This window comes from Mycobacterium sp. NGS66 (assembly GCF_059812225.1).
This window is the reverse complement of the sequence record NZ_JCALCG010000006.1, coordinates 1-25,540: the sequence shown is the minus strand read 5'-3', so window position 1 is coordinate 25,540 and position 25,540 is coordinate 1. Positions and strand designations below refer to the sequence as shown.

Genomic DNA, 25,540 nt, shown 5'->3' with positions numbered 1-25,540 from the left:
CAGGCGCTACGGCTTATTCGGGCGGCCGGTCATGTCCGTGATCGGTGATGATGGTGTGCAGAAGCTCGACGATTCGCTGTTGGCCCGCCGCGGTGGCATCGAATTTGCCCCGCATCTCGATGAAGCCTCGATCGACATGCTCGCGGAGACCGGCGAAGTCCTGGCGGAGACCGGCGAAGTCCTGGCGGAGGTCGACAAAGTCCTGGCGGAGGTCGACAAAGTCCTCTCGCATGGCGTTGAAACTTGCCGTCGTGGCTTGGCGGAACTCGCGGAGCTCGCCGCGGAACTCACCGACGTCGCGGTCAGCGGCTCCCGCGAGCACCCGGGCGGCCGCGGCGTCTTGTTCGCTCGCCTGCACTCGTATCCTCAGGTCGCGGACCTGGTGTTCCAGCGCGGTGACGCGTGATTCCAGGTTCCCGGGTTCCACGACGGGAAGCTTACCCGTCGTTGGGCATCGCCGTATTCGACCGATCACGCGACTCAAGGGGCACTGCGCGCTTCGAGGATCCGGGCAGGCCTCAATGCGGGATATTGGCCGCAATGTTGGTCATCACGATGTCGGACACCGACGGCGGAAAGCCGCAGAAGGTGACTTCCAGCAAAGCAACCGACAAGACCCGGTAGTCACGGCCACAACCACCCGGTCGCATATGCAGCGAATCGGTATCGGCCTTCCAGCTGCCGGTGTACGACAAGCCGTCCGGGGTGGCCGCGCAATCGTGCACGGTGGTCACCAGGGTGTCGAAGGCGCGCCGCGCGACGGCCGCGTCGCGATAGGCCGCGGCGCCTTCGGAGATGAGCGCGCCATCCGGCGGGTCCTGGAAGGTGGTCTTGTGGAATTCCTCGACGTCGGGCCCGAAGGTTGCGGTCTCCGCGTAGATGAACCGGCACGCCCGCGGCGCGGTTCGGGCGAGCTCTTCGATGTCCACCGGTGACCGGCCATCCATGGTGGGAATGATCGTGAGATGCTCGCCGGCGCCGGTTATCGCGCCCATCCGAGGCTGTTCCAGCAGGATCCGGTCGACGTTGACACCCTGAATGCCTTTGGCGGCGGGGCCGAATCCGGGCAGGGCAGTGCCCCCTACCACCTGGGTGCACGCGGCGGTGAGCAATCCTGCGCCGCACCACAACAGCGACCGCGCCAACCCTGCCATCAGACACCCTTCCGCTCCCCGAACCTACCTGAGCACGCCAGCCCGAAACACCCCTGCCGACCGGCGTTCGAGGTGAGATCGAATACGGTTGGCGGGTGAGTCATTTCGCATCGGCCGCGGTCAAGGCCACCGGCATCGGATCATGGCCCGGTACCGTCGCGCGGCAGGCGGCCGAGGTCGTCGTCGGCGAACTGGCCGATGCGCTGGCCCATATCGTCGAGCTGCCCGCCAGGGGAGTCGGTGCCGACATGCTGGGTCGCGCAGGTGCGCTGTTGGTCGACGTTGCGATCGACACCATGCCACGTGGCTACCGGATCGTGGCGCGGCCGGGCGCGGTGACGCGCAGGGCGGTAAGCCTGCTCGACGAGGATATGGACGCGCTCGAAGAGGCATGGGAAGCGGCCGGCCTGCGCGGTGGCGGGCGGGTGGTCAAGGTGCAGGCGCCGGGACCGATCACCCTGGCCGCCGGGCTGGAGCTGGCCAATGGACACCGAGCGATCACCGACTCGGGCGCCCTGCGTGACCTGGCGGCGTCGCTGGCCGAAGGCGTTGCCGCACATCGCGCGGCGCTGGCTCGCCGGCTCGACACACCGGTCGTGATCCAGCTCGACGAGCCGTCGCTGCCCGCGGCACTGGGCGGACGGCTCAGCGGGGTCACCGCGCTGAGTCCGGTTGCCGCGCTTGACGAATCGGTGGCCGCGGCGCTGCTGGACACCTGCGTCGCCGGCGTGGGTGCCGACGTGCTGCTCCATAGCTGCGGCTCCGAGGTGCCATGGAACCTGGTGCAGAACAGTGGAATTCGTGCGATCTCGGTGGACGCGAGCAACGTGCAAGCCGCCGACCTGGACGGCCTGGCCGCATTCGTGGAATCGGGCCGCGCCGTGCTGCTGGGCGTGGTTCCTGCGACCGCCCCGACCCGACGGCCGTCGGCCGAGGAAGTGGCCGGCGCGGTGGTCGCGGTAACCGATCGGCTCGGTTTCGGCCGCACGGCGCTGCGCGACCGCATCGGGGTCACCCCGACGTGTGGTCTGGCCGGCGCCACTCCGCAGTGGGCACGGGTGGCCATCGGGCTGGCCCGCAAGGCCGCCGCCGCGTTCGGTGAGGACCCCGAGGCGATCTGATACGCAACCAAAAGGTTGCGTTTTGGCGGCGACTGTGCTGGACTGAAACGCAACCAGGAGGTTGCATATGAGTACCGATCGCATTGAGAAGCAAGTCGTCTTGCGGGCACCGCTGGAGCGGGTTTGGCGCGCGATCAGCGACGCCGAGGAGTTCGGGCAATGGTTCGGAGTCCGCTTCGACGGGCCCTTCATCTCGGGTGGCACGGTCACCGCGGCAATCGCTCCGACCACTGTCGATGCCGCGGTCGCCGAACGCCAACAAGAGTATGCCGGGGTGAAAAGCGTCTGGCAGATCGTCGCGATCGAGCCGCAGCGTCGGTTCGCCTACCGCTGGCATCCGTTTGCGGTCGACCCGAATGTCGACTACGACCAGGAGCCGACCACGCTGGTCGAATTCACCCTGTCGGAAACCCCGGACGGGGTGCGGCTCACCATCGTCGAATCCGGCTTCGATGCCATCCCGGAAGCCCGCCGCAACGCCTCCTTCGAGGCCAACTCGGAAGGCTGGGCAATCCAGGCCGATCTCGTGCGCAGGTATCTCACCCGGTGAGCGTGGCTGCCGCCGTCGGCGCGCCGCTGTTCGACGCGCTCGGCGACCCCAACCGGCTGCGCATCATCGTGCGGCTGTGCGACGACGGCCCGAGCTCGACTTCGCAAGTCGCACAGGTAGTTCCGGTGACCAGGCAGGCGGCCAGCAAGCATTTGCTACTGCTGGAGTCGGTTGGGTTGGTGACCAGCAGCCGGCGCGGCCGCGAGCGAGTCTGGACGGTGCAGACCGAGCCGCTGGCCCGGGCCAGCGACTACCTCACCCAGCTGTCCCGCCGGTGGGATGCCGCGGTGGATCGGCTGCGAGCATATGTCGAGGATTGAGCCTCCCGGCGGTGTTGGATCGGCTAGCTCAATTGGCTTGGTGGGCAATCGCTGTCGCGGTGGATTTGCCGACCGACGGGTTCGGGCGTCGGGTGTGAATCCTGGCATTCGCGCGTGCAGCCTGGGCGGGAATATGGCGCCGAATGCAGTCCGAGGCTCACACCGAAAGCCATCTGTTCACAGTCGACGCCCAGTGTTCACACTCAACGAGCAACATCTGCCCGACGCGATCGCTGTGACGGCCACACACGAGCTTGTCGGTACGCTCCGATAGCCTGCCAGAGTGAGCTCCCCAGAGGTGTTGCGCCCGGAAGTGTTGCGAGCGTGGCAGGACCTGGCCGAGGAGGTGCGCGAACACCAGTTCCGCTACTACGTGCGGGACGCGCCGATCATCACCGACGCCGAGTTCGACAAGCTGCTGCGCCGGCTCGAGGCGTTGGAGACCGAATACCCCGAGCTGCGCACGCCCGACTCACCCACCCAGCTGGTCGGCGGCGCCGGCTTCGCCACCGACTTCGAGCCGGTCGACCACCTGGAACGTATGCTCAGCCTCGACAACGCCTTCAGCAGCGACGAACTCAATGCCTGGGCCGCTCGCGTCCACGCCGAGATCGGCGACAGCGCGCACTACCTGTGCGAACTCAAGATCGACGGCGTCGCACTGTCGCTGGTCTACCGGGACGGGCGCCTGACCCGGGCCGCCACCAGAGGTGACGGTCGCACCGGCGAAGACGTCACGCTGAACGCCCGCACCATCGACGACATTCCCGAAAGGCTCACGGCCACCGACGATTACCCGATTCCGAAGGTGCTCGAGGTCCGCGGTGAGGTGTTCTTCCGGGTGGAGGACTTTCAGGCGCTCAACGCAAGCCTGGTGGAGGCCGGCAAGGCGCCGTTCGCCAACCCCCGCAACAGCGCCGCGGGTTCGCTGCGCCAGAAGGATCCGGCGGTAACGGCCCGTCGCCGGCTGCGCATGATCTGCCACGGGCTGGGCCACACCGAAGGTTTCCGCCCGGTCACCCAGCACGACGGATATCTCGCCCTAAAGGCTTGGGGGCTACCGGTTTCCGAGCACACCACCTTGGTGGACGACATGTCCGGCGTGCAGGAGCGCATCGACTACTGGGGCGAGCATCGCCACGAGGTGGACCACGAAATCGACGGAGTGGTAATCAAAGTCGACGAGTTGGCGCTGCAGCGCAGACTGGGTTCCACCTCGCGTGCGCCGCGCTGGGCCATCGCCTACAAATACCCGCCCGAGGAAGCGCAGACCAAGCTGCTCGACATCAAGGTCAACGTCGGTCGCACGGGCCGGGTCACGCCGTTCGCCTTCATGACGCCGGTGAAAGTCGCGGGGTCGACGGTGGGGCAGGCCACGCTGCACAACGCCTCGGAGGTCAAGCGCAAAGGCGTGCTGATCGGTGACACCGTGGTGATCCGCAAGGCCGGCGACGTGATTCCCGAGGTGCTGGGTCCCGTGGTCGACCTGCGCGACGGATCAGAACGCGAATTCGTCATGCCCACAACATGTCCCGAGTGCGGTTCCACACTGGCACCGGAGAAGGAGGGCGACGCGGACATCCGCTGCCCCAACGCACAGCGCTGCCCGGCGCAATTGCGGGAACGGGTGTTTCACGTGGCCAGCCGCAGCGCCCTGGACATCGAGGTGCTGGGCTATGAGGCCGCCGTCGCGCTACTGCAGGCCGGAGTGATCAACAGCGAGGGCGACCTGTTCGGGCTCACCGAAGACGACCTGCTTCGCACCGAGCTGTTCCGGACCAAGGCCGGCGAGCTGTCCGCCAACGGCAAGCGGCTGCTGGCCAACCTCGCAAAAGCCAAGACCGCGCCGCTGTGGCGCGTGCTGGTTGCGCTGTCGATCCGCCATGTCGGGCCGACGGCCGCGCGCGCACTTGCCACCGAGTTCGGCGACATCGACGCCATTCGGGACGCGTCCACCGAGCAGTTGGCCGCGGTCGAGGGAGTCGGACCCACCATCGCGGCTGCCGTCACCGAGTGGTTCACCGTGGATTGGCACCGCGACATCGTGGAGAAGTGGAAAGCGGCCGGAGTGCGGATGGCCGATGAGCGCGACGACAGCATCCCGCGCACGCTGTCCGGGCTGACCATCGTGGTCACCGGCTCGCTGACGGGCTTCTCTCGCGACCAGGCCAAGGAGGCGATCGTTGCGCGCGGCGGCAAGGCCGCCGGCTCAGTGTCGAAGAAGACCTCGTATGTCGTGGCCGGCGACTCGCCGGGATCGAAGTACGACAAAGCGGTCGAGCTGGGGGTGCCCATTCTGGACGAGGACGGATTCCGAAAGTTGTTGGCCGACGGCCCCACTGCCGACTCGGGAAAGTAAACCGATGCCGTAACGACGGCTGTAGTTCTATGGTGGGCGCTATGACGCAGACTGCCGACGCGTTCGCCGACGCATCCCCGTGGTCGCCGCGCGAGGCCGAGCTGCTGGCGGTGACTTTGCAACTGCTACAGGAACACGGCTATGACGGGTTGACGGTGGACGCGCTGGCCAATACGGCCCGCGCCAGCAAGGCCACGGTCTACCGGCGCTGGCCCTCGAAAGCCGAGCTCGTCCTGGCCGCCTTCACCGAGGGCGTGCGTCAAGTGGCCGTCCCGCCCAACACCGGCACGCTGCGCGGCGATCTGCTCAAGCTCGGCGAGATCTGTTGTCAGCAGGCACGCCAGCATGCCAGCACCATCCGTGCGGTGCTGGTCGAAGTGGCCCGCCACCCCGCACTCAACGACGCCTTTCAGCACAATTTCATCGATCAGCGCAAAGCGTTGATGCAGCAGGTACTCCGCGAAGCCGTCGCGCGGGGTGAGATCGCGAAGACCGCCATCACCGACGACCTGTGGGACCTGTTGCCCGGATATCTGATCTTCCGGTCGCTTGTCCCGGACCATCCGCCTACCCGTAGCACGGTGGAAGCGCTGGTCGACAACTTCATCATTCCCGGCCTGACGCGCTGCACCAGGTGATGCGGCCCGGCCGCCAGCTCGAACATAAAGTGTACGGTCACGTCTCTTGTGCAGTACGGTCCAGTACCGTACTGTCATACCCATTAACCGCGCCGAAGTGTCGCAGGAATGTGGTTGAGTCGCTCGACCTTGTCGAAAGGTGAACGGGTGAGCAGGGTTTCAGTTGCGCCCCTGGTCAAGCGAGGATGGATGGCATTGGTCGCGGTGGCCGTCGTCGCCGCCGCGGGTTTTGGCATCTATCGCTTGCATGGAATCTTCGGCTCGCACAACGACGTATCCGCCAACAGTGGCCTCGCCAACCAGATCGTCCCGTTCAACCCCAAACACGTGGTTCTGGAAGTCTTCGGCGCGCCGGGGGCGGTGGCGACGATCAACTACCTGGACGTCAACGCTCAGCCGCAGCAGGTCAAAGACGCGCCCTTGCCCTGGTCGTTCACTATCACCACGACCGAGCCCGCGGTCCTTGGCAACGTGGTGGCGCAGGGCAACGGCGACACCATCGGCTGCCGCATCATCGTCAACGGCGAAGTGAAAGACCAACGGACCGTCAACACACCGGACGCCTACACCTTCTGCCTGGACAAGTCAGGATGAGCAGCCCCCGACCGCCGCGCATACCGCACACCATCCGGCGCCTGTCGGTGCCGACCCTGGTGCTGTGGGTGGCCCTGGCCGCGGTGACGAATGCGCTGGTGCCGCAACTGGAAGACGTCGGCAAAATCCACAACGTGGCGCTGAGCTCACCGGATTCACCGGCGCTGAAAGCGACCAAACGCATCGGTCAGGTGTTCCACGAATTCGATACCGACAGCTCGGCAATGGTTGTCCTGGAAGGTGTTTCGCCGCTCGGCGCGGACGCCCACCGGTATTACGACACGCTGATCCGCAAGCTAGAGGCCGACCGCAAGCATGTCGAGCACGTTCAGGACTTCTGGGGGGACACCCTCACCGCGGCGGGATCGCAGAGCACCGACGGCAAGGCCGCGTATGTGCAGCTGAACCTCGCCGGCAATCAAGGCTCGGCGCTGGCCAACGAGTCCGTCGCGGCCGTCCGCGACATCGTCGATCACACCAAGGCGCCGCCGGGAGTCAAGGCCTATGTCACCGGTGCGGCACCGCTGATCGCGGACCAGTTCGAGGTGGGCAGCAAGGGCACCGCGAAGGTCACCACGATAACCGTCGGGGTGATCGCGCTGATGCTGCTGTTCGTCTACCGCTCTTTCCTCACCATGCTCCTGGTGTTGTTGACGGTCCTGGTCGAGATGGCCGCCGCCCGCGGGATCGTCGCTTTCCTCGGAAACGCCGGGATCATCGGGCTGTCGACATACTCGACGAACCTGCTCACGCTGCTGGTCATCGCCGCGGGAACCGACTACGCCATATTCGTCGTCGGCCGATATCAAGAGGCCCGCAGCGCCGGCGAAGATCGAGAAGCCGCTTTCTACAACATGTTTCGCGGAACGGCCCACATCGTCTTGGGATCGGGCCTGACCGTGGCCGGCGCGGTATTCTGCCTGAGCTTCACCCGGCTGCCGTATTTCCAGAGCCTCGGCATCCCCGCCGCACTGGGCATTCTGGTCGCGCTCGCCGCCGCGCTGACGCTGGCTCCGGCCGTGTTGACACTGGGCGCCGCCGCGGGCTTCTTCGAACCCAAGCGGGCGATGAGAACCCGTGGCTGGCGCCGGATCGGCACCGGCATCGTCCGCTGGCCCGGTCCCATCCTTGCCGTGGCATGCGCGCTGGCCTTGATCGGCCTGCTGTCGCTCGCGGGGTACAAGACGAGCTATGACACCCGCCCGTACATGCCGGCCAGTGCACCGGCCAACGTCGGGTTCACCGCCGCCGAGCGGCACTTCTCCCGGGCCCGATTGGAGCCCGAGCTGTTGATGGTCGAAACCGATCACGACATGCGTAACCCGGCCGACATGCTCATCCTCGACCGGGTGGCCAAGGCCGTGTTTCACACCCCGGGCATCGCCCAGGTGCAGGCGATCACCAGGCCGCTGGGAACCCCGCTGGTACACAGCTCACTCGCGTTCCAGATCAGCGCGCAAAGCGCCAACCAAACCGAAAACCTTACCTACCAACGAGATCGGGCCAACGACTTGATGAGGCAGGCCAACGAGCTCGCGAAGACGATCGACCTGTTGAAGCAGCAGTACACCCTGCAGCAGGAGCTGGCCGCCACCACGCACAGCGAGGCGGAGAACTTCCGCGACACCATCGCCACGATCAACGATTTGCGCGACAAGATCGCGAATTTCGACGACTTCTTCCGGCCGATCCGAAGCTACTTCTATTGGGAACGGCACTGCTACGACATCCCGGTGTGCTTTGCGTTGCGGTCCATCTTCGACGCGCTCGACGGCATCGACGCCCTGAGCCAGAAATTTGAGGACCTGACGGCTACCTTGGACCGACTCGACGCGTTGCAGCCGAAGCTGGTCGCGTTGATACCGCCCCAGATCGACAGTCAGCAGACCAATCGCGACCTGGTGATGGCGAACTACGCCACCCTGTCGGGCATCTACGCCCAGACCGCGTCGGCGATCGAAAACGCCACCGCGCTGGGCCGGGCGTTCGACGTCGCGAAGAACGACGACACGTTCTACTTGCCGCCCGAGGTCTTCAACAATCCTGATTTCAAACGAGGTCTGAAATTGTTCCTGTCGCCCGACGGCAAGGCCGCGCGCATGATCGTCACGCATGAGGGCGATCCCGCTACGCCCGAGGGCATTTCGCACATCGAGCCGATCAGGAAGGCCGCCCACGAGGCGGTCAAGGGCACCCCGATGGCCGAAGCCAAGGTCTACATCGGCGGCACCGCCGCCACGTACAAAGACATCCAGGACGGCGCCACCTGGGACCTGATGATCGCGGCGATCGCCGCAATCTCGTTGATCCTGCTGATCATGATGTTCATCACGCGAAGCCTGGTTGCCGCGCTGGTCATCGTCGGCACGGTGGCTCTTTCATTGGGCGCGTCCTTCGGGTTGTCGGTTCTGGTGTGGCAGTACATCTTTGGTGTCCAGCTGTACTGGGTGGTGCTGGCGCTGGCGGTGATTCTGCTGCTGGCCGTCGGATCCGACTACAACCTGCTGCTGATCTCGCGGTTCAAGGAGGAGATCGGTGCCGGACTCAAGACCGGCATCATCCGCGCGATGGCCGGGACCGGATCGGTGGTGACATCGGCCGGACTCGTTTTCGCAATCACCATGTGCGCCTTCGTGTTCAGCGGCTTCGTCGTGCTGGGTCAGATCGGCACCACCATCGGCCTGGGGCTGCTGTTCGACACGCTGATCGTGCGGTCTTTCATGACGCCGTCCATCGCGGCGCTGCTGGGTCGCTGGTTCTGGTGGCCGCAACGGGTACGTCCCCGCCCGGCCAGCACCATGCTGCGGCCGTACGGGCCCCGTCCGGCGGTTCGGCAACTGCTGCTCTGGGAGGACGACGACCCGGTTGGTGCTAGCGCAACATAGTTGCCACGATGCCGGCCAGATAACCCAGTCGGGCCACCTCCGACGGCCGGAACTCCGGACCCGGGCGGCCCAGCACCACCGCGGTGTGCGGGTCGCCCAACGGCGCCGCGACCATCGTGGTGTCCATGTCGCGCCAGGATTGCGGCACCCAGTCGGCGCCGCCGTCGAGCGGGGCGGCGCGTTCGATCGGCAACCACGGCGCCGACACCGCCCGAGTCTCCGGCGCACCGGGGCTGCCCGCCAGCCTTTGCAGTCCGGCCTCGGTAGCGCGCAACACCGTGCACCACGCCACCCGCAACACCCGGGGGGCCTCGTTGGCCAGAACCTGCAGCCTGGACGCGTTGTCGCGGGCCGCGGCGACGTGGTCCAGGAGCTCCAGCTCCCGGTGGGCTTCGAGCAGACCGGTGTGCGGACGGACGCTGTCCACCCGGACGCCGGGCAGCGCCTCGGCGGCGGTGATCAGCGTGTCGGGCATCGCTCCCGGTGGCAGCTCGACCACCAGGTCGTCGATCGCGTATCCAGAGCTGCGCTCCACCACGTCGAGCGACAGGATGTCGCCGCCCACCGAGCCGAGCGCCACGGCCAGCGAGCCCAAGCTTCCGGGGCGATCGACCAGCTCGATGCGCAGTAGGTAGGAAGGCACGGCCAACACTTTCGCACAGCGACGGGGTAGCAGCATTTCGGGCGGCCCGCAGCGCCCAACGTGACGCCGGCGTCACGCTCGACGACGAACGTCACGCCAGCGTCACACTCGGTGGCCAACGTGGCGCCAGCGCCGCATTTCGATCCGACTAGGCTTTTCGCTCGTGTCCCAGATCTCCCGCGACGAGGTGGCCCACCTGGCCCGGCTGGCCCGGCTGGCGTTGACCGACGCCGAGCTGGACAGCTTCGCCGGTCAGCTGGACGCCATCCTTACCCACGTCAGCCAGATCCAGGCCGTCGACGTCACCGATGTCGAAGCCACCGACAACCCGCTCAAGGACGTCAACGTCATGCGGCCCGACGAGCCGGCGCCGTGCCTGACCCAAGAGCAGGCACTGTCCCAGGCGCCGGCAGCCGCCGAGGGCCGCTTCGTCGTCCCCCAGATCCTCGGGGAGAGCCAGTGACGGACATCGTCCGAGCCGACGCCGCGACGCTGGCCGCGCAGATCGCCGCCAAGGAGCTGTCGTCGGTCGAGATCACCCAGGCCTGCCTGGATCAGATCGCGGCGACCGATGACCGCTACCACGCCTTCTTGCACGTGGCCGCGGAGGAGGCATTGAGCGCGGCGTCCGCTGTCGACAAAACCGTGGCCGCCGGCGAACCGCTGCCGTCGCCGCTCGCCGGGGTGCCGCTGGCACTCAAGGACGTGTTCACCACGGTCGACATGCCGACCACTTGCGGCTCCAAGATCCTGCAGGGCTGGCGATCTCCCTACGACGCCACGCTGACCGTCCGGCTGCGCGCGGCCGGGATCCCGATCCTGGGCAAGACCAACCTGGACGAGTTCGCCATGGGCTCGTCGACCGAAAACTCCGCCTACGGCCCGACCCGCAACCCATGGGACGTCGAGCGGGTTCCGGGCGGCTCCGGTGGGGGCAGCGCCGCGGCGCTGGCCGCATTCCAGGCGCCGCTGGCCATCGGGACCGACACCGGCGGGTCCATCCGCCAACCCGCCGCGCTGACCGCGACCGTCGGCGTCAAACCCACCTACGGCACGGTGTCCCGCTACGGGCTGGTGGCCTGTGCGTCGTCGCTGGACCAGGGCGGCCCATGTGCGCGCACGGTGCTGGACACCGCCCTGCTGCACCAGGTGATCGCCGGCCACGACCCCCGCGACTCCACCTCCGTCGCCGCCGAGAAACCGGATGTGGTTGCTGCCGCCAAGGCCGGCGCGGCAGGTGACCTGACGGGCGTCCGGATCGGGGTGGTGAAACAACTGCACCGCGGCGAGGGCTACCAACCAGGAGTGCTGGCCTCGTTCGAGGCAGCCGTGCACCAGTTGACGGCGCTGGGTGCGGAGATCAGCGAAGTCGATTGCCCGCACTTCGACCACGCGCTGGCCGCCTACTACCTGATCCTGCCGTCGGAGGTGTCGAGCAACCTGGCCCGCTTCGACGCGATGCGCTACGGGCTGCGCGTCGGCGACGACGGCACCCACAGCGCCGAGGAGGTGATGGCGTTGACCCGGGCCGCCGGTTTCGGCCCGGAAGTCAAGCGGCGCATCATGATTGGCACGTATGCCTTGTCGGCAGGCTATTACGACGCCTACTACAACCAGGCGCAGAAGGTGCGCACGCTGATCGCCCGCGACCTTGACGAGGCCTACCGCTCGGTCGATGTGCTGGTGTCGCCGACCACCCCCACCACCGCTTTCCGGCTGGGGGAAAAGGTCGACGACCCGCTGGCGATGTATTTGTGCGACCTGTGCACGCTGCCGGTGAACCTGGCCGGCCACTGCGGCATGTCGGTGCCGTCCGGACTTGCCCCTGACGACCAGCTCCCGGTGGGACTGCAGATCATGGCTCCGGCGTTGGCCGACGATCGGCTCTACCGGGTGGGGGCGGCCTACGAGGCTGCCCGTGGGCCGCTGCCCTCGGCCGTTTAACGGTTGGCGAGCAGACGCAAAATCCCCCTGAAACGTGCCGTTTATGGGGATTTTGCGTCTGCTCGCGCCACTGAGTGGGCACAGGGCAAGATGAGGACATGCGGATCGGAATTCTCACCGGAGGCGGCGACTGCCCCGGCCTCAACGCCGTCATCCGTGCGGTGGTGCGCACTTGCGATTCCCGGTACGGCTCGTCGGTGGTCGGGTTCCAGGACGGCTGGCGGGGCTTGCTGGAGAACCGTCGTATGCAGCTGCGCAACGACGACCGCAACGACCGGCTGCTGGCCAAAGGCGGAACCATGCTGGGCACCGCTCGAGTCCATCCGGACAAACTGCGGGCCGGGCTGAACCAGATCAAGCAGACCCTGGACGACAACGGCATCGATGTGCTCATCCCGATCGGCGGCGAAGGAACGCTGACCGCCGCGCACTGGCTTTCCGAAGAAAACGTTCCGGTGGTCGGTGTGCCCAAGACGATCGACAACGACATCGACTGCACCGACGTGACTTTCGGCCATGACACCGCTCTCACGGTGGCCACCGACGCCATCGACAGGTTGCACAGCACCGCGGAATCCCATCAGCGGGTGATGCTGGTGGAGGTGATGGGCCGGCACGCCGGCTGGATCGCGCTGAACTCCGGGCTGGCGTCCGGGGCTCACATGACGCTGATCCCCGAGCAGCCCTTCGACATCGAGGAAGTGTGCCGGCTCGTAAAACGGCGTTTCCAGCGCGGGGACTCGCATTTCATCTGCGTGGTGGCCGAGGGTGCCAAACCCGTTGCCGGCTCAATTCAGTTGCGGGAAGGCGGAATTGACGAATTCGGCCATGAGCGTTTCACCGGAGTGGCGGCTCAACTGGGTGCCGAGGTGGAGAAACGGATCAACAAAGACGTCCGGGTGACCGTGTTGGGTCACGTCCAGCGCGGGGGCACCCCGACCGCTTACGACCGGGTGCTGGCGACTCGGTTCGGGGTCAACGCCGCCGACGCCGCCCATGCCGGCGAGTACGGCCAAATGGTGTCGCTGCGCGGGCAAGACATCGGCCGGGTGCCTCTGGCCGATGCGGTGCGCCAACTCAAGCTGGTGCCGCAGAGCCGCTACGACGACGCGGCCGCCTTCTTCGGCTGAACCGGACCGTATTGTGCTCGCGCGCAATAACCTTCTTGTCATCAACAATTTCGCCATATGTACCGGATAGGGGTTTTCTGTGGCCGCAAATCGGCTATTCCCCCGACCATGAGCGATTCTCGCCGAGTCGTTCAGCCGACGGATCGGTCCGTGAAGCCGACCGATCCGCGGGATAAGAGGCCGTCCGCACGCAGTTGGCGGGTGAAGCCCGAATCGGACGTCGCTACGTTGCCCCGTGGGCTATGGCGTCGGCAGCAGCCCGCACCGCCATGGTTTCCGGTTCCAGTCCCGCCGTCCCGAATCGGGCCGGCGCCCGCGGCAGCCGACAACGAACGCACACCCGGCGGAACCGCGCTTGACTGGCCTGACCTGCGACACGACGACCAAGACAGATTCAGCTGGCGGGATTTGGTCTACCGCCTTACCCACATTGATCTCGGTCCGGGCAAAGACGAGATCTACGAGCGTGGCCTGCGGGAACGCATCCGAACAGGGGTAAGAACCGCAGTTCCGATCGCCGTTTTGGGCCTCAAGGGTGGCGTCGGTAAGACCACTGTGGTCGAGGCACTCGGCTCGACCTTCGCCGACGTACGCAACGACCGGATAATTGCTCTCGACCTCGACGCGGGGGATCTGGTCGCGCGACACGGCCGTCGTAGTGCCCGCACCCTGCCCGACCTGCTCGCCGACGCCGCGGCGACGCGGTACAGCGACGTGCGGGCACACACCTACATGAATACGTTCGGCCTGGAAGTGCTTGGCCTGCCCGACTATGCGCACACCGATTGGCGACCGGAGCGCCGCGACGTGGTCAAGACGTTTTCGATCCTGCGTGCCCACTATTCGGTCATTCTGGTGGACTGCGTCAAGGCGCTGAATTCCACTGTGATGGAAGCGGTCTTACCGGAATCGCGGGCGCTGGTGGTAGTGACAAGCGCTGCCATGGACGCTATTCGGAAAACCAGAACCACACTGGAGTGGTTGTGCAACAACGGATATCAGCGACTGCTGCAATCGTCCGTACTTGCCCTCAACCACGTCGAGCCCGGCCGGCTGGACCCTTTGGCCGCCAAGGAACTCGAGGGATTGTCCGCTCAGGTCGCCGCCACCGTGGTGCTGCCGTTCGACCGGCATGTGCATGAGGGCAGAGAGATCGGGCTCGACCGGATGAGCAAGCAGAGCAGGCGCAGCTACCTGGAGTTGGCTGCCGCACTGGCCGATATGTTTCCTGGCCGCTGAGCGCTTCGCCCGGCCAAGCCGCGCCCGTTTAGGATCGTGCGCATGACGGTTACGCGGGCGGAACTACTGGACTACGACGAGGTCGTCGCACGCTTCGACCCGGTGCTCGGACTCGAAGTGCACGTCGAGTTGTCCACCCTGACCAAGATGTTCTGCGGCTGCTCCACCACTTTCGGCGCTGAGCCCAACACTCAGGTCTGCCCGGTGTGCCTCGGTCTGCCGGGTTCGCTGCCGGTGCTAAACCGGGCCGCCGTCGAGTCTGCGATCCGCATCGGATTGGCGCTGAACTGCGAGATCGTGCCGTGGTGCCGCTTCGCGCGGAAGAACTACTTCTATCCCGACATGCCGAAGAACTATCAGATCTCCCAATACGACGAGCCGATCGCCATCAACGGCTACCTCGACGCACCGCTGGAGGACGGCACCACGTGGCGGGTGGAAATCGAGCGGGCGCACATGGAAGAAGACACCGGCAAGCTGACGCATCTGGGCAGCGCGACTGGCCGGATCGAAGGCGCCACCGCGTCCTTGATCGACTACAACCGCGCCGGCGTCCCGCTGATCGAGATCGTCACCAAACCCATTGTGGGGGCCGGAGAACGCGCGCCGCAGATCGCCCGCGCCTACGTGACGGCTTTGCGGGACCTGTTGCGCGCGCTGGATGTTTCCGACGTTCGCATGGACCAGGGGTCGATGCGTTGCGATGCCAACGTCTCGCTCAAGCCAAGCGGTGCAACGGAATTCGGAACACGGACGGAGACCAAGAACGTCAATTCACTGAAAAGCGTCGAGGTTGCCGTGCGGTACGAAATGCAGCGCCAGGCAGCCGTGCTCAGCTCCGGTGGCATCGTCACCCAGGAGACCAGGCACTTCCACGAGGCCGGCTACACCAGCCCCGGTCGCACCAAGGAGACCGCGCAGGACTATCGGTATTTCCCCGAACCGGATCTGGAGCCAATCGCCCCGAGCCGTGAGCTCGTCGAGCAGCTGCGCCAAACCATTCCCGAGCTGCCGTGGTTGAGCCGCAAGCGGATTCAGCAGGACTGGGGCGTCTCCGACGAGGTGATGCGTGATCTGGTCAACGCCGGCGCGGTCGAATTGGTCACCGCCACCGTCAAGCACGGAGCCTCCAGCGAAGCGGCGCGGGCCTGGTGGGGAAACTTCCTGGTGCAGAAGGCGAACGAGGCCGGCGTGGGACTCGACGAATTGGCCATCACGCCGGCGCAGGTCGCCCAGGTGGTGGCACTCGTCGACAAGGGCAAGCTGTCCAACAAGCTGGCGCGCGAGGTCGTGGCGGGCGTACTGGCCGGTGAGGGCGATCCCGAAGAGGTGATGAGCGCCCGTGGCCTCGAACTGGTACGCGACGACTCGCTGACGCAGGCCGCTGTCGACGAGGCGCTGGCGGCCAATCCCGATGTGGCGGAAAAGATTCGCGGCGGAAAGGTGGCCGCGGCGGGCGCGATCGTCGGCGCCGTGATGAAGGCCACCCGCGGACAGGCCGATGCGGCCCGGGTACGCGAACTCGTCTTGGCCGCCTGCGGCCAGGGCTGATTGCAACCATGGGTGATCGGTTCGACGAGTTGATGTCGATGCTGGACTACCCCATGTTCGTGGTCACGACGCAGGCCGACGGACACCCATCGGGTTGCCTGGTGGGCTTCGCCACCCAGGCCAGCATCGATCCCCAGAGGTTCCTGGTCGGCATGTCCAAGACCAACCACACCGGCAGCGTGGCAAGCAGATCCGGGTATCTGGCGGTGCATGTGCTCTCGCGGCAGCAGCACGACCTGGCCGAACTATTCGGCGGGCAAACCGGCGACCGGATCGACAAGTTCGAGCGCTGCTCGTGGCACGCCGGTCCGCACGGCATGCCGATCCTGCAAGACGCGATCGCCTGGTTCGTCGGCAAGACACTGGATCGCATCGACTTCGGCGATCATGTCGGCTACTTGTTGGAGCCGCTCGATGCCTGGATCGCCGAGGGCTCCGAAGATCTGCTCTGTCTCTCCGACGTCGGCGACATCGAACCCGGCCACCAGGCCTAAGGGCGCCGACGGGCGCCGACGGGCTACGTCTTGTCGTCGTTGGCGCGTGGGAAGCCGCCGCCGGACGGGAACAGCGGGAACACCACGTCGTCGAGCTTTTCGGCGTCCCCGGCGGTCTTGTTGATCGTCGCGCCCCAGACGTTTCCGTCCGGCGACATCTTCAACGCCCAGGCGTGTCCATGGGTCTCCTTGCGGACGACGTCGGGCTCGCCGGTGACCGCGCCGGTCGACTTTGCCATCCGGACCGCCACCGTCAGCTTCGTGTTGATCAGGTTGACCAGCACCACCCCGTCCATGGCCGCACAGCCGGCCACGCCCGGCTTGTCCGGCCACGTCCACACCGTCGACACCTCGGACTTCTTGGTGATGCGCTGCAACCGGTCCGCGGTGCGAGTCCGGTCGAGCACGTACAGCGAGCCGTCCACGGGGTCTATGCACAGGCCACCGCCGGAACCGACCCCCGAGAGCGCCGTCGTCGGGGGGGCCTGACCGACGGTGGTCGGCTGCTCGATGCGCAGTACCTTGCCCGCCAGGGACCCGGGGTCGGCGGCCTGCGCCGGGTTGCCGGCGTCGCCGGTCAGCACCACCAGCGTGGTGGGGCTGGTGAAGATCAACGCGCCGGTGTTGCCGGTGGCGCCTTTGGGGATCCCGGTCAGGATGTCCTTGGGGATATCGCCGTCCGCAATGCGGATGACCCGGTTGTCGGTCGGCGTGCTGATGTAGGCGTACATCAGCCGGTCCTGCTTGTAGGTCGGCGACCGCACAATGTCCATCAATCCGCCATCCCCGGCCGGGTCGACCGGGATGACCATCTTCACCTTCGGCTCGGCGCTCAGGGAGATTTCCTTGATCGCGCCGGTGATCCGCTCGGCTACCAGCGCGGTTTTGCTGTCGATGCCCATGATCAGGCCGCTGGTGCTCTCCAGGCAGCCCTGCATGACGCCCGGCGCCGGGCAGGCCTTCGGGAATGGCGTGGGGGGCAGCGGCGGTGGCGGGGGAGGCGACGAGCTGGGCTGCGGCTTGAGCGCCGGATTCGTGGTGAACGGCTGCGACTGCGCGTCGTTGAACCGCGCGCACCCACTCGACACCAGCGCCGCCGCACACAGCGCGGCGAGCGCACGTCGAGCCGACCGCCGTATCCGCATGACCGACAGGCTACGGACTTTGCGGACGCCGCCGCCACATACCCGGGTGGGTCGCCCGTGGAATCGACGATTCCGTCACCGGACGCGCGTCGGCGGGCCCCTTTTGCGCCGGCCGGAAGCCGTCGCTGAGCAAACCGGTGAAATGTCTGGTGAAAGCGCCGTTCAAATCCCAGATTCCGGACGAATTGCCCTTACCCTGGCACGGGTGACCAGTCAAACGCATGACTCGAGTTGGCGGCGGCCGGGTGATGTCCCGGAACCACTGCCCGGACGCCCTGCCTCGGCAAGTCTGGTCGACCCCGAGGATGACCTGACGCCGGTCGGCTATCCAGACGAATTCGGAACCACCACCGGACTGCCGGCCTACCAGGCGAGTAATCCTGGATACACGCATAACCTGATCGACTCGCCCGAGCCGCTGCCGTACGCATTCAATCCGCCGCAGCCGGCGGGCATACCGGCCGCGGAGCCGGCCGCAGTCGATTCCGACGCGGATGACGATCGCCACGGCGATCTGGGTCGTCGCGGCACCCAGCATCTCGGACTGCTGATCCTGCGTGTGGGGCTGGGAGCGGTGTTGGGGGCCCACGGACTGCAGCGGTTGTTCGGCTGGTGGGGCGGTCAAGGAGTAACCGGGTTCAAGAGCTCACTGTCGGACGTGGGCTACCACCACGCCGACATCCTGGCGTACGTGGGTGCCGGCGGTGAGATCGTCTCGGGCGCGCTGCTGGTCCTCGGTTTGTTCACCCCGGTGGCCGCAGCGGGGGCGTTGGCTTTTCTGATCAACGGTTTGCTCGCCGGAGTTTACGCCAAGCCGCATTCGCACAATTTCTCGTTTTTCCTGCCGGACGGGCACGAATACCAGATCACGCTGATCGTCATTGCGGTCGCGGTGATCTTGTGTGGTCCTGGCCGCTACGGTCTGGACGCCGGAAGGGGCTGGGCGCATCGGCCCTTCATCGGGTCGTTCTTGGCGCTGTTGGCCGGCGTCGGGGCCGGTATCGCCGTATGGGTGCTGCTCAAGGGCGTCAACCCGATGGGCTAGTCACGCATACGGGTTGGGCACCCGACCCGAGCTGACTTCCGTCAACTGCGGCAGCGTGGAGAAAGTGACCGCGGGTAATCGCAGTTCCGCGCCACTCTTGAGCCGGGCACGCGCCCAGGATCCCTTGCTGAAGCGCAGCCCTTCGATGTCGTCCCAACTCACCGTCTGGGCTCCCAGCACTTTCCGGACGGTCACGCCGTGCTCGTCGGCGACGGTGCGCAACCGGACGATCAACGTCGACAACACCACCGGAATGACGAGCAGAGGTGCGCTCGGTGGCCACGCCAGCACCGGAATCATCAGGCCGAGGGTGAAGAATCCGACCGCCAGGTGCGCTATCGGGGAAATCCTCAGCACCAGCGGCGATTCAGCGACCACCTTCGCATCATTGCATTCATTGCCCAGGTGGGTTCGAGGGCCGTTCCCGATGGCGCGGATTTGACGGCTGAGCAGTGCAAAGGCTACCGTCGGACGCTATGGATACCGCCGGAAAGCCCGGAATGCTCGTAGTACTCGGTCGGCGCGTTGGTGTCTGACCGGCACTTCAGCATTTGAAGCGATCCAGCACCAGCGCGCAACCCTCGCTCAGCAGCGAGGGTTTTTTGTTGCCCGGCAACGCGACTTCCCAGACAAATTAGGACCAAGAGGACAAAGAGGACAGTGAGCGCACCGACCAAGCCACACTCTCAGCCACCGGGGGCCAATGGCGCACCGGGCCAGGGCAAACCGGCCGGCAAAGCTGTGGCCCAACCCAAACATGTTGGGCCCGAACAACTTACCGGTGCACAGGCGGTGGTCCGGTCGCTGGAGGAACTCGACGTCGACGTCATCTTCGGCATCCCCGGCGGTGCCGTGCTGCCGGTATACGACCCGCTGTTCGACTCGCGCAAGCTGCGCCACGTCCTGGTGCGTCACGAGCAGGGCGCCGGTCACGCCGCCAGCGGCTACGCCCACGTCACCGGCCGGGTCGGCGTGTGCATGGCGACCTCGGGACCCGGAGCCACCAACCTGGTGACCCCGCTGGCCGACGCACAGATGGACTCGGTGCCGGTGGTCGCCATCACCGGCCAGGTCGGGCGTGGCCTGATCGGGACCGACGCCTTCCAGGAAGCCGACATCTCGGGCATCACGATGCCGATCACCAAGCACAACTTCCTGGTCCGCTCCGGCGACGAGATTCCCCGCGTCATCGCCGAGGCCTTTCACATCGCGGCCACCGGTCGTCCAGGCGCGGTGCTCGTCGACATTCCCAAAGATGTGCTGCAGGGCCAGTGCACGTTCAGCTGGCCGCCCCGGATGGATCTGCCCGGCTACAAGCCGAACACCAAGCCGCACAGCCGGCAGATCCGGGAGGCCGCCAAGCTGATCGCCGCCGCCCGCAAACCGGTGCTCTACGTCGGCGGTGGCGTCATCCGAGGCGAGGCCACCGAGCAGCTGGCCGAACTGGCCGAACTGACCGGCATCCCGGTGGTGACCACGCTGATGGCGCGCGGGGCGTTTCCCGACAGCCATCGACAAAACCTGGGCATGCCCGGCATGCACGGCACCGTGGCGGCGGTGGCGGCGCTGCAGCGCAGCGACCTGCTGATCGCGCTGGGCACCCGATTCGACGACCGGGTCACCGGCAAGCTCGACTCGTTCGCGCCGGAGGCCAAGGTCATCCACGCCGACATCGACCCAGCCGAAATCGGCAAGAACCGGCACGCCGACGTGCCGATCGTCGGCGACGTCAAGGCCGTCATCACCGATCTGATCGCGATGCTCCAGCACTATGACACCCCCGGGAACATCGAAATGACCGAGTGGCGGGCATATCTGGAGAGCGTTCGTGCCACCTATCCGCTGAGCTACGGCCCGCAAAGCGACGGCAGCCTGAGCCCGGAGTATGTGATCGAGAAACTGGGTGAGATCGCTGGCCCCGACGCCGTCTACGTCGCCGGCGTGGGCCAGCACCAGATGTGGGCGGCGCAGTTCATCAAGTACGAGAACCCGCGCACCTGGCTGAACTCCGGCGGGCTGGGCACCATGGGGTTCGCTATCCCGGCGGCCATGGGAGCCAAGCTGGCCCGTCCAGACGCCGAGGTTTGGGCCATCGACGGCGACGGCTGCTTCCAGATGACCAACCAGGAGCTGGCCACCTGTGCGATCGAGGGCGCGCCGATCAAGGTGGCGCTGATCAACAACGGCAACCTGGGCATGGTGCGCCAGTGGCAGAGCCTGTTCTATGAGGAGCGCTACTCGCAGACCGATCTCGCCACGCACTCGCACCGCATTCCCGACTTCGTCAAACTGGCCGAGGCGCTGGGCTGTGTCGGATTGCGCTGCGAGCGCGAAGAGGACGTCGTCGACGTCATCAACCAGGCCCGCGCGATCAACGACCGCCCGGTGGTGATCGACTTCATCGTCGGCGCCGACGCACAGGTGTGGCCGATGGTGGCCGCCGGAACCAGCAACGACGAGATCCAGGCCGCCCGGGGGATCCGCCCGCTGTTCGACGACATCACCGAAGGCCACGCCTGATGCTCACCAAGACACACACGCTGTCGGTGCTGGTTGAAGACAAGCCCGGTGTTCTCGCACGGGTTGCGGCGCTGTTCTCGCGGCGCGGATTCAACATCCAGTCGTTGGCGGTTGGCGGCACCGAGCAGAAGGACATGTCGCGGATGACCATCGTAGTGTCCGCCGAGGAGACTCCGCTCGAGCAGATCACCAAGCAGCTCAACAAGCTGATCAACGTCATCAAGATCGTCGAGCAGGACGACGACAACTCGGTGTCCCGCGAACTGGTGCTGATCAAGGTGCGCGCCGACGCGGGCACCCGCAGCCAGGTGATCGAAGCAGTAAACCTGTTCCGCGCCAACGTGATTGATGTGTCCCCGGAATCGCTGACGGTCGAGGCGACCGGCAATCGCGGCAAGCTCGAAGCCCTGCTGCGAGTATTGGAGCCGTTCGGCATCCGCGAAATCGCTCAATCCGGCATGGTGGCGCTGTCCCGCGGCCCGCGCGCCATTGGCACAGCCAAGTAATCAGCCTCTAACAGAACAAGGAGAGATACAGCAGTGTCATTAGAGATGTTCTACGACGACGATGCGGACCTGTCGATCATCCAGGGCCGCAAGGTCGGCGTGATCGGATATGGCAGTCAGGGGCATGCGCATTCGTTGAGCCTGCGCGACTCTGGCGTGCAGGTGCGCGTCGGACTCAAGGAGGGTTCGAAGTCGCGGCCCAAGGTCGAGGAGCAGGGCCTGGACGTCGACACCCCCGCCGAGGTCGCCAAGTGGGCTGACGTGATCATGCTGCTGGCCCCCGACACCGCGCAGGCCGACATCTTCAAGAACGACATCGAGCCCAACCTGAAGGCCGGTGACGCACTGTTTTTCGGTCACGGCCTCAACATCCACTTCGGCCTGATCAAGCCGCCTTCCGACGTCACGGTCGCCATGGTCGCGCCGAAGGGGCCGGGGCATCTGGTGCGCCGCCAGTTCGTCGACGGCAAGGGTGTGCCCTGCCTGATCGCCGTCGAACAGGACCCGACCGGTAACGGTGAAGCGCTTGCGCTGTCCTATGCCAAGGCCATCGGCGGCACCCGCGCGGGTGTTATCAAGACCACCTTCAAGGACGAGACCGAAACCGATTTGTTCGGCGAGCAGGCCGTATTATGCGGTGGCACAGAGGAATTGGTGAAGGCCGGTTTCGACGTGATGGTAGAGGCGGGTTATCCGCCAGAGATGGCGTACTTCGAAGTGCTGCACGAGCTGAAGCTGATCGTCGACCTGATGTACGAGGGTGGCATCGCGCGGATGAACTACTCGGTCTCGGATACGGCGGAATTCGGCGGCTATCTGTCCGGCCCGCGGGTCATCGACGCCGATACGAAGGAGCGAATGCGCGCCATTCTGCGTGACATTCAGGACGGCAGCTTCGTCAAAAAGCTGGTCGCCAACGTCGAGGGCGGCAACAAGCAGCTCGAGCAGCTGCGCAAGGAGAACGCCGAACATCCCATCGAGGTCACCGGCAAGAAGCTGCGCGACCTGATGAGCTGGGTGGACCGCCCGATCACCGAAACGGCCTAGACTCCCGGCGAGCAGACGCAAAATCCCCTATTTCTTCGGCGTGTTGGGTGATTTTGCGTCTGTTCGCGCTACCGGGTGAGTCGGTCGGCGACCGACACCACCCGGCGGGCCAAATGGTCGAGAGCGTCGGCTGTCGCGTCGTCGAACTCGCTGATGTTGTCATGCGTGGAGGCCAGGCTGGCTCCGTACGGATTCCCGTCGACGAACTTGATCGGATCGGTGTAACCCGGCGGCACGATGATGCCGCCGAAATGCATCAGGGTCACGTACAACGTGAGCAGGGTGGTTTCCTGCCCACCGTGCAACGTGTTGGACGACGTGAACGCCGCATACACCTTGTCGGCCAGTTTGCCTTCCGCCCAGAGCCCGCCCAGCGAGTCGAGGAAGTCGCGCAACTGCGAGGCGACGGAGCCGAACCGCGTTGGCGAGCCGAAGATTACGGCATCGGCCCAGACGATGTCCTCTGCGGTAGCCGCCGGCAAGTCCTTGGTGGCTTCGTAGTTCGCCGTCCACGCCGGGTTGCGTGCGAAGGATTCCGGGTCGCGGGTCTCGGCGACGTGTCGCACGCGGACTTCGGCGCCGGCGGCTTCGGCTGCCGCAGCCACGCGATTCGCCATCGACGTGTTATGGCCGGTGGCCGAGTAATAGATGATCGCGAGTTTCGTCACGGCGCCAGTTTAGGCATTCCCAAGCCGAATTCGCGGCGCAGCAGCGTACGCGCGGCATAGTAACCGGACATGCCGTGCACGCCGGCGCCGGGCGGGGTGGCCGCAGAACACAGGTACACCCTGGGAATCGGTGTGCTCCAAGGGTTTAGCCGCAATGTCGGCCCGGCGACCGCGCGCCAGACGTTGTTTCCGCCCACCCCGATGTCGCCGCCGACGTAGTTGGCGTTGTGCTCAGACATTCGCGCTGCGGGCACGCCGCGCGCCGCCACCACGATGTCGCGGAACCCCGGTGCGAACCGCTCGACCACCCCGGTCACCGTCTCGGTGGCATCGAGCGGGGAACCAGAGGGCACATGCGCGTAAGTCCAGAACGGGCGACGGCCTTGGCTGTCTATTCGGCCGGGGTCGGTGATGTGCGGAAGGGCAGCAAGCACCATCGGCCAGTCGGCATGACGGCCGGCCGCAATGTCCGCCTCGGCTTGGGCCATCTGTTCGCGGGTGCCGCCGAGATGAAGCGTCGCCGCCTGTTGCAGCCGGGAGTCCGACCACGGGATGTCGTCGTTGAGCACGAAGTCTACCTTGCTCACGCCGGATCCAAACCTATAGCGGCGCAACGCTTTAGCGTACCGGAGGGGAAGCGCGTCCCCGTATATCCGCAACAATGCGTTCGGAGCGGTATCGAAGACGACCACTGAACCCGGGGGACCGGGCGGCTCGGTTACTTCTACGCCGCTCGTCAGCTCCCCGCCGTGCGCACGCAGGTCGGCAATCAACACGTCCGAGATCGTCTGGGTGCCGCCCGCCGGAATTGGCCACCCGACGGCATGTGCAAGCGTTGCCAGCATCAACCCGGCGCCGGCGGAAGCCAGCGACGGCAACGGTGTAATCGCGTGCGCGGCAACGCCGGTGAACAACGCACGCGCATCATCGCCGGGTAATGCTCCCCATGCCGGGGTGCCCTGGGCCGCCATCCGCAGCCCCAGTCGGACGACGGTGGCAAGTGCAGGTGGCACCGATCGCTTGTCGCCGAGCAGGAAAGCGACGACGGCTTCCGAATTCGTCACCAACGAGCCGAGAAAGCGTCGCCACGACGTGCCGTCGTCGAGCTCCGCGCAGGTGCGCTCGAGATCCCGATACGCGATTGCCGCCGGCCGGCCCGGCAACGGGTTGGCGTACGAAATCTCGGGCACCGTCAGCTGTACACCCCGCGCGGTCAGATCGAACTCGGCGAAAAACGGTGACGCCAAAGCCAATGGGTGAACCGCAGAACAGATGTCGTGCGAGACGCCGGGAAATTCGACGTCGGCGGCGGTTCGGGCACCGCCACCAAACGTCGGCTGGGCTTCGAACACCTGAACCTGCAGTCCGGCACGGGCGCAGATTACGGCTGTGGCGAGCCCGTTGGGTCCGCTGCCGACGACGGTGACGTCCACCCGCTGATGGTAGGGACCGGCTCGCTACGCGGTCAGGTCGGGGCGTATCCCGAGCACCGGTTGCCGGATCCCACCGTTGCGGAATTCCGGGCACCACGGCCGGTGGCCACTGTCATCGGCCCACACCAGCTGCAGGGCGCGCAGCTCTGGGCCGTAGAACGCGACCGCCACGTTCATATGCGCGTCGGGGTGCTCCACCTGGACGACCGCCAGCATCGGCCCATCAGGTACCGAGATCCATTCGCCGGGCACTGGTCGTCCGCCATCCATGAGATACGTGGCAACTGTGTTGAGCAGTCGGGCCGTCGGCTGCGGCGGCAGGCCGGTGACCAACAGTTCGGGCAGCCCCTGTTCGTGCAGGCCGACCGTGTAGGCGTAGGGCGCCCGGTCACTCTCTACGTATTGCACCGCCCAACCGTGTTTTGACTTTATTTTCTGAATCTCCGCGAGCCACTCGCCAACGGTGCGCCCGGGGTGATCGCACATCCAGCACATGGTGCCGTCCCTTCTTTCGTCGCACTTACCGCCACAATGCACCCGTGCACCGACAACCC

Annotated in this window: 25 protein-coding genes; 17 read left to right on the top strand and 8 right to left on the bottom strand. The window is 66.1% G+C overall.

All coding sequences use genetic code 11. The features are described from left to right. Positions 1-13: 13 nt before the first annotated feature. Positions 14-427 carry a hypothetical protein gene (locus AC5Y2L_RS13505; protein ID WP_499936144.1) on the bottom strand — a complete coding sequence of 138 codons (414 nt, stop codon included), beginning with the start codon at positions 425-427 and terminating at the stop codon, positions 14-16. 91 nt (positions 428-518) lie between these two features. Further along, positions 519-1,154 carry a sensor domain-containing protein gene (locus AC5Y2L_RS13500; RefSeq protein ID WP_499936146.1) on the bottom strand — a complete coding sequence of 212 codons (636 nt, stop codon included), beginning with the start codon at positions 1,152-1,154 and terminating at the stop codon, positions 519-521. Positions 1,155-1,249: 95 nt separating this feature from the next. Between AC5Y2L_RS13500 and AC5Y2L_RS13495 the strand changes: the two genes are divergently transcribed. The 7 genes from AC5Y2L_RS13495 (at position 1,250) to AC5Y2L_RS13465 (ending at position 9,621) form a co-directional block, all read left to right on the top strand. Beyond that, positions 1,250-2,275 (top strand): uroporphyrinogen decarboxylase/cobalamine-independent methonine synthase family protein, encoded by a 1,026-nt coding sequence (locus tag AC5Y2L_RS13495; RefSeq protein ID WP_499936147.1) that lies wholly within the window; start codon positions 1,250-1,252, stop codon positions 2,273-2,275. Between the two features lie 67 nt (positions 2,276-2,342). Beyond that, on the top strand, positions 2,343-2,825 hold the full coding sequence (locus tag AC5Y2L_RS13490) for an SRPBCC family protein (RefSeq protein ID WP_499936148.1): 483 nt from the start codon (positions 2,343-2,345) through the stop codon (positions 2,823-2,825). Further along, positions 2,822-3,145 carry an ArsR/SmtB family transcription factor gene (locus AC5Y2L_RS13485; RefSeq protein WP_499936150.1) on the top strand — a complete coding sequence of 108 codons (324 nt, stop codon included), beginning with the start codon at positions 2,822-2,824 and terminating at the stop codon, positions 3,143-3,145. Before AC5Y2L_RS13490 ends, AC5Y2L_RS13485 begins: the two co-directional genes overlap by 4 nt. A gap of 283 nt (positions 3,146-3,428) precedes the next feature. Then, positions 3,429-5,504, top strand: a complete 2,076-nt coding sequence (ligA, locus tag AC5Y2L_RS13480) for an NAD-dependent DNA ligase LigA (protein WP_499936151.1) — start codon at positions 3,429-3,431, stop codon at positions 5,502-5,504. A 29-nt stretch (positions 5,505-5,533) separates the two neighbouring features. Beyond that, positions 5,534-6,142, top strand: coding sequence for a TetR/AcrR family transcriptional regulator (locus tag AC5Y2L_RS13475; RefSeq protein WP_499936152.1), 609 nt, complete (start codon positions 5,534-5,536; stop codon positions 6,140-6,142). A 189-nt stretch (positions 6,143-6,331) separates the two neighbouring features. Next, on the top strand, positions 6,332-6,736 hold the full coding sequence (locus AC5Y2L_RS13470) for an MmpS family transport accessory protein (RefSeq protein ID WP_499936212.1): 405 nt from the start codon (positions 6,332-6,334) through the stop codon (positions 6,734-6,736). Then, positions 6,733-9,621 carry an MMPL/RND family transporter gene (locus AC5Y2L_RS13465; protein ID WP_499944033.1) on the top strand — a complete coding sequence of 963 codons (2,889 nt, stop codon included), beginning with the start codon at positions 6,733-6,735 and terminating at the stop codon, positions 9,619-9,621. Before AC5Y2L_RS13470 ends, AC5Y2L_RS13465 begins: the two co-directional genes overlap by 4 nt. On the opposite strand, the gene AC5Y2L_RS13460 is transcribed toward AC5Y2L_RS13465, so the two are convergent. Next, positions 9,608-10,264, bottom strand: a complete 657-nt coding sequence (locus AC5Y2L_RS13460; protein ID WP_499936154.1) for an ACT domain-containing protein — start codon at positions 10,262-10,264, stop codon at positions 9,608-9,610. The genes AC5Y2L_RS13465 and AC5Y2L_RS13460 overlap by 14 nt on opposite strands. A gap of 163 nt (positions 10,265-10,427) precedes the next feature. On the opposite strand from AC5Y2L_RS13460, the gene gatC reads away from it, so the two are divergent. The 6 genes from gatC (at position 10,428) to AC5Y2L_RS13430 (ending at position 16,622) form a co-directional block, all read left to right on the top strand. Then, positions 10,428-10,727: an Asp-tRNA(Asn)/Glu-tRNA(Gln) amidotransferase subunit GatC gene (gatC, locus tag AC5Y2L_RS13455; RefSeq protein ID WP_499936155.1), complete on the top strand. Its 300-nt coding sequence runs from the start codon at positions 10,428-10,430 to the stop codon at positions 10,725-10,727. After that, positions 10,724-12,208 carry an Asp-tRNA(Asn)/Glu-tRNA(Gln) amidotransferase subunit GatA gene (gene gatA / locus AC5Y2L_RS13450; protein ID WP_499936156.1) on the top strand — a complete coding sequence of 495 codons (1,485 nt, stop codon included), beginning with the start codon at positions 10,724-10,726 and terminating at the stop codon, positions 12,206-12,208. Before gatC ends, gatA begins: the two co-directional genes overlap by 4 nt. A gap of 98 nt (positions 12,209-12,306) precedes the next feature. Beyond that, a complete protein-coding gene (locus tag AC5Y2L_RS13445; RefSeq protein WP_067375885.1) occupies positions 12,307-13,338 on the top strand; it encodes an ATP-dependent 6-phosphofructokinase in 1,032 nt (343 codons plus the stop codon). Positions 13,339-13,539: 201 nt separating this feature from the next. Continuing rightward, positions 13,540-14,577 (top strand): MinD/ParA family ATP-binding protein, encoded by a 1,038-nt coding sequence (locus tag AC5Y2L_RS13440; protein WP_499936158.1) that lies wholly within the window; start codon positions 13,540-13,542, stop codon positions 14,575-14,577. A 42-nt stretch (positions 14,578-14,619) separates the two neighbouring features. After that, positions 14,620-16,128: an Asp-tRNA(Asn)/Glu-tRNA(Gln) amidotransferase subunit GatB gene (gatB, locus tag AC5Y2L_RS13435; RefSeq protein ID WP_499936159.1), complete on the top strand. Its 1,509-nt coding sequence runs from the start codon at positions 14,620-14,622 to the stop codon at positions 16,126-16,128. Positions 16,129-16,136: 8 nt separating this feature from the next. Next, positions 16,137-16,622, top strand: coding sequence for a flavin reductase family protein (locus AC5Y2L_RS13430; RefSeq protein ID WP_499936161.1), 486 nt, complete (start codon positions 16,137-16,139; stop codon positions 16,620-16,622). A 23-nt stretch (positions 16,623-16,645) separates the two neighbouring features. On the opposite strand, the gene AC5Y2L_RS13425 is transcribed toward AC5Y2L_RS13430, so the two are convergent. Further along, entirely contained in the window at positions 16,646-17,767 is a 1,122-nt protein-coding gene (locus tag AC5Y2L_RS13425) for a PQQ-dependent sugar dehydrogenase (RefSeq protein ID WP_499936162.1), read from the bottom strand. A 205-nt stretch (positions 17,768-17,972) separates the two neighbouring features. Between AC5Y2L_RS13425 and AC5Y2L_RS13420 the strand changes: the two genes are divergently transcribed. Beyond that, positions 17,973-18,812 (top strand): DoxX family protein, encoded by an 840-nt coding sequence (locus AC5Y2L_RS13420; protein ID WP_499936164.1) that lies wholly within the window; start codon positions 17,973-17,975, stop codon positions 18,810-18,812. On the opposite strand, the gene AC5Y2L_RS13415 is transcribed toward AC5Y2L_RS13420, so the two are convergent. Next, a complete protein-coding gene (locus AC5Y2L_RS13415) occupies positions 18,813-19,172 on the bottom strand; it encodes a PH domain-containing protein (RefSeq protein ID WP_499936213.1) in 360 nt (119 codons plus the stop codon). Positions 19,173-19,472: 300 nt separating this feature from the next. On the opposite strand from AC5Y2L_RS13415, the gene AC5Y2L_RS13410 reads away from it, so the two are divergent. The 3 genes from AC5Y2L_RS13410 to ilvC are packed head-to-tail and all read left to right on the top strand — an operon-like array spanning position 19,473 to position 22,885. Further along, positions 19,473-21,332 (top strand): acetolactate synthase large subunit, encoded by a 1,860-nt coding sequence (locus AC5Y2L_RS13410; RefSeq protein WP_499936166.1) that lies wholly within the window; start codon positions 19,473-19,475, stop codon positions 21,330-21,332. Then, entirely contained in the window at positions 21,332-21,838 is a 507-nt protein-coding gene (gene ilvN / locus AC5Y2L_RS13405) for an acetolactate synthase small subunit (RefSeq protein ID WP_499936168.1), read from the top strand. The genes AC5Y2L_RS13410 and ilvN overlap by 1 nt, the downstream gene beginning before the upstream one ends. Positions 21,839-21,883: 45 nt before the next feature. Then, entirely contained in the window at positions 21,884-22,885 is a 1,002-nt protein-coding gene (ilvC, locus tag AC5Y2L_RS13400) for a ketol-acid reductoisomerase (protein ID WP_499936215.1), read from the top strand. A 68-nt stretch (positions 22,886-22,953) separates the two neighbouring features. Here ilvC and wrbA read toward each other — a convergent pair whose 3' ends face one another. The 3 genes from wrbA to AC5Y2L_RS13385 are packed head-to-tail and all read right to left on the bottom strand — an operon-like array spanning position 22,954 to position 25,472. After that, entirely contained in the window at positions 22,954-23,553 is a 600-nt protein-coding gene (gene wrbA / locus AC5Y2L_RS13395; RefSeq protein ID WP_499936170.1) for an NAD(P)H:quinone oxidoreductase, read from the bottom strand. Beyond that, on the bottom strand, positions 23,550-24,986 hold the full coding sequence (locus tag AC5Y2L_RS13390) for a phytoene desaturase family protein (RefSeq protein WP_499936172.1): 1,437 nt from the start codon (positions 24,984-24,986) through the stop codon (positions 23,550-23,552). Before AC5Y2L_RS13390 ends, wrbA begins: the two co-directional genes overlap by 4 nt. A gap of 24 nt (positions 24,987-25,010) precedes the next feature. Then, on the bottom strand, positions 25,011-25,472 hold the full coding sequence (locus tag AC5Y2L_RS13385) for a DUF4262 domain-containing protein (protein WP_499944076.1): 462 nt from the start codon (positions 25,470-25,472) through the stop codon (positions 25,011-25,013). Positions 25,473-25,540: the final 68 nt, after the last annotated feature.

Excerpts from the sequence above, each read along its gene's own strand:
- AC5Y2L_RS13490 (WP_499936148.1), top strand. The coding sequence starts at position 2,343 with ATGAGTACCGATCGCATTGAGAAGCAAGTCGTCTTGCGGGCACCGCTG.
- AC5Y2L_RS13385 (WP_499944076.1), bottom strand. The coding sequence starts at position 25,472 with ATGTGCGATCACCCCGGGCGCACCGTTGGCGAGTGGCTCGCGGAGATT.
- AC5Y2L_RS13470 (WP_499936212.1), top strand. The coding sequence starts at position 6,332 with ATGGCATTGGTCGCGGTGGCCGTCGTCGCCGCCGCGGGTTTTGGCATC.
- AC5Y2L_RS13425 (WP_499936162.1), bottom strand. The coding sequence starts at position 17,767 with ATGCGGATACGGCGGTCGGCTCGACGTGCGCTCGCCGCGCTGTGTGCG.
- AC5Y2L_RS13475 (WP_499936152.1), top strand. The coding sequence starts at position 5,534 with ATGGTGGGCGCTATGACGCAGACTGCCGACGCGTTCGCCGACGCATCC.
- ilvC (WP_499936215.1), top strand. The coding sequence starts at position 21,884 with ATGTTCTACGACGACGATGCGGACCTGTCGATCATCCAGGGCCGCAAG.
- AC5Y2L_RS13430 (WP_499936161.1), top strand. The coding sequence starts at position 16,137 with ATGGGTGATCGGTTCGACGAGTTGATGTCGATGCTGGACTACCCCATG.
- ilvN (WP_499936168.1), top strand. The coding sequence starts at position 21,332 with ATGCTCACCAAGACACACACGCTGTCGGTGCTGGTTGAAGACAAGCCC.
- AC5Y2L_RS13465 (WP_499944033.1), top strand. The coding sequence starts at position 6,733 with ATGAGCAGCCCCCGACCGCCGCGCATACCGCACACCATCCGGCGCCTG.
- AC5Y2L_RS13500 (WP_499936146.1), bottom strand. The coding sequence starts at position 1,154 with ATGGCAGGGTTGGCGCGGTCGCTGTTGTGGTGCGGCGCAGGATTGCTC.
- gatB (WP_499936159.1), top strand. The coding sequence starts at position 14,620 with ATGACGGTTACGCGGGCGGAACTACTGGACTACGACGAGGTCGTCGCA.
- AC5Y2L_RS13445 (WP_067375885.1), top strand. The coding sequence starts at position 12,307 with ATGCGGATCGGAATTCTCACCGGAGGCGGCGACTGCCCCGGCCTCAAC.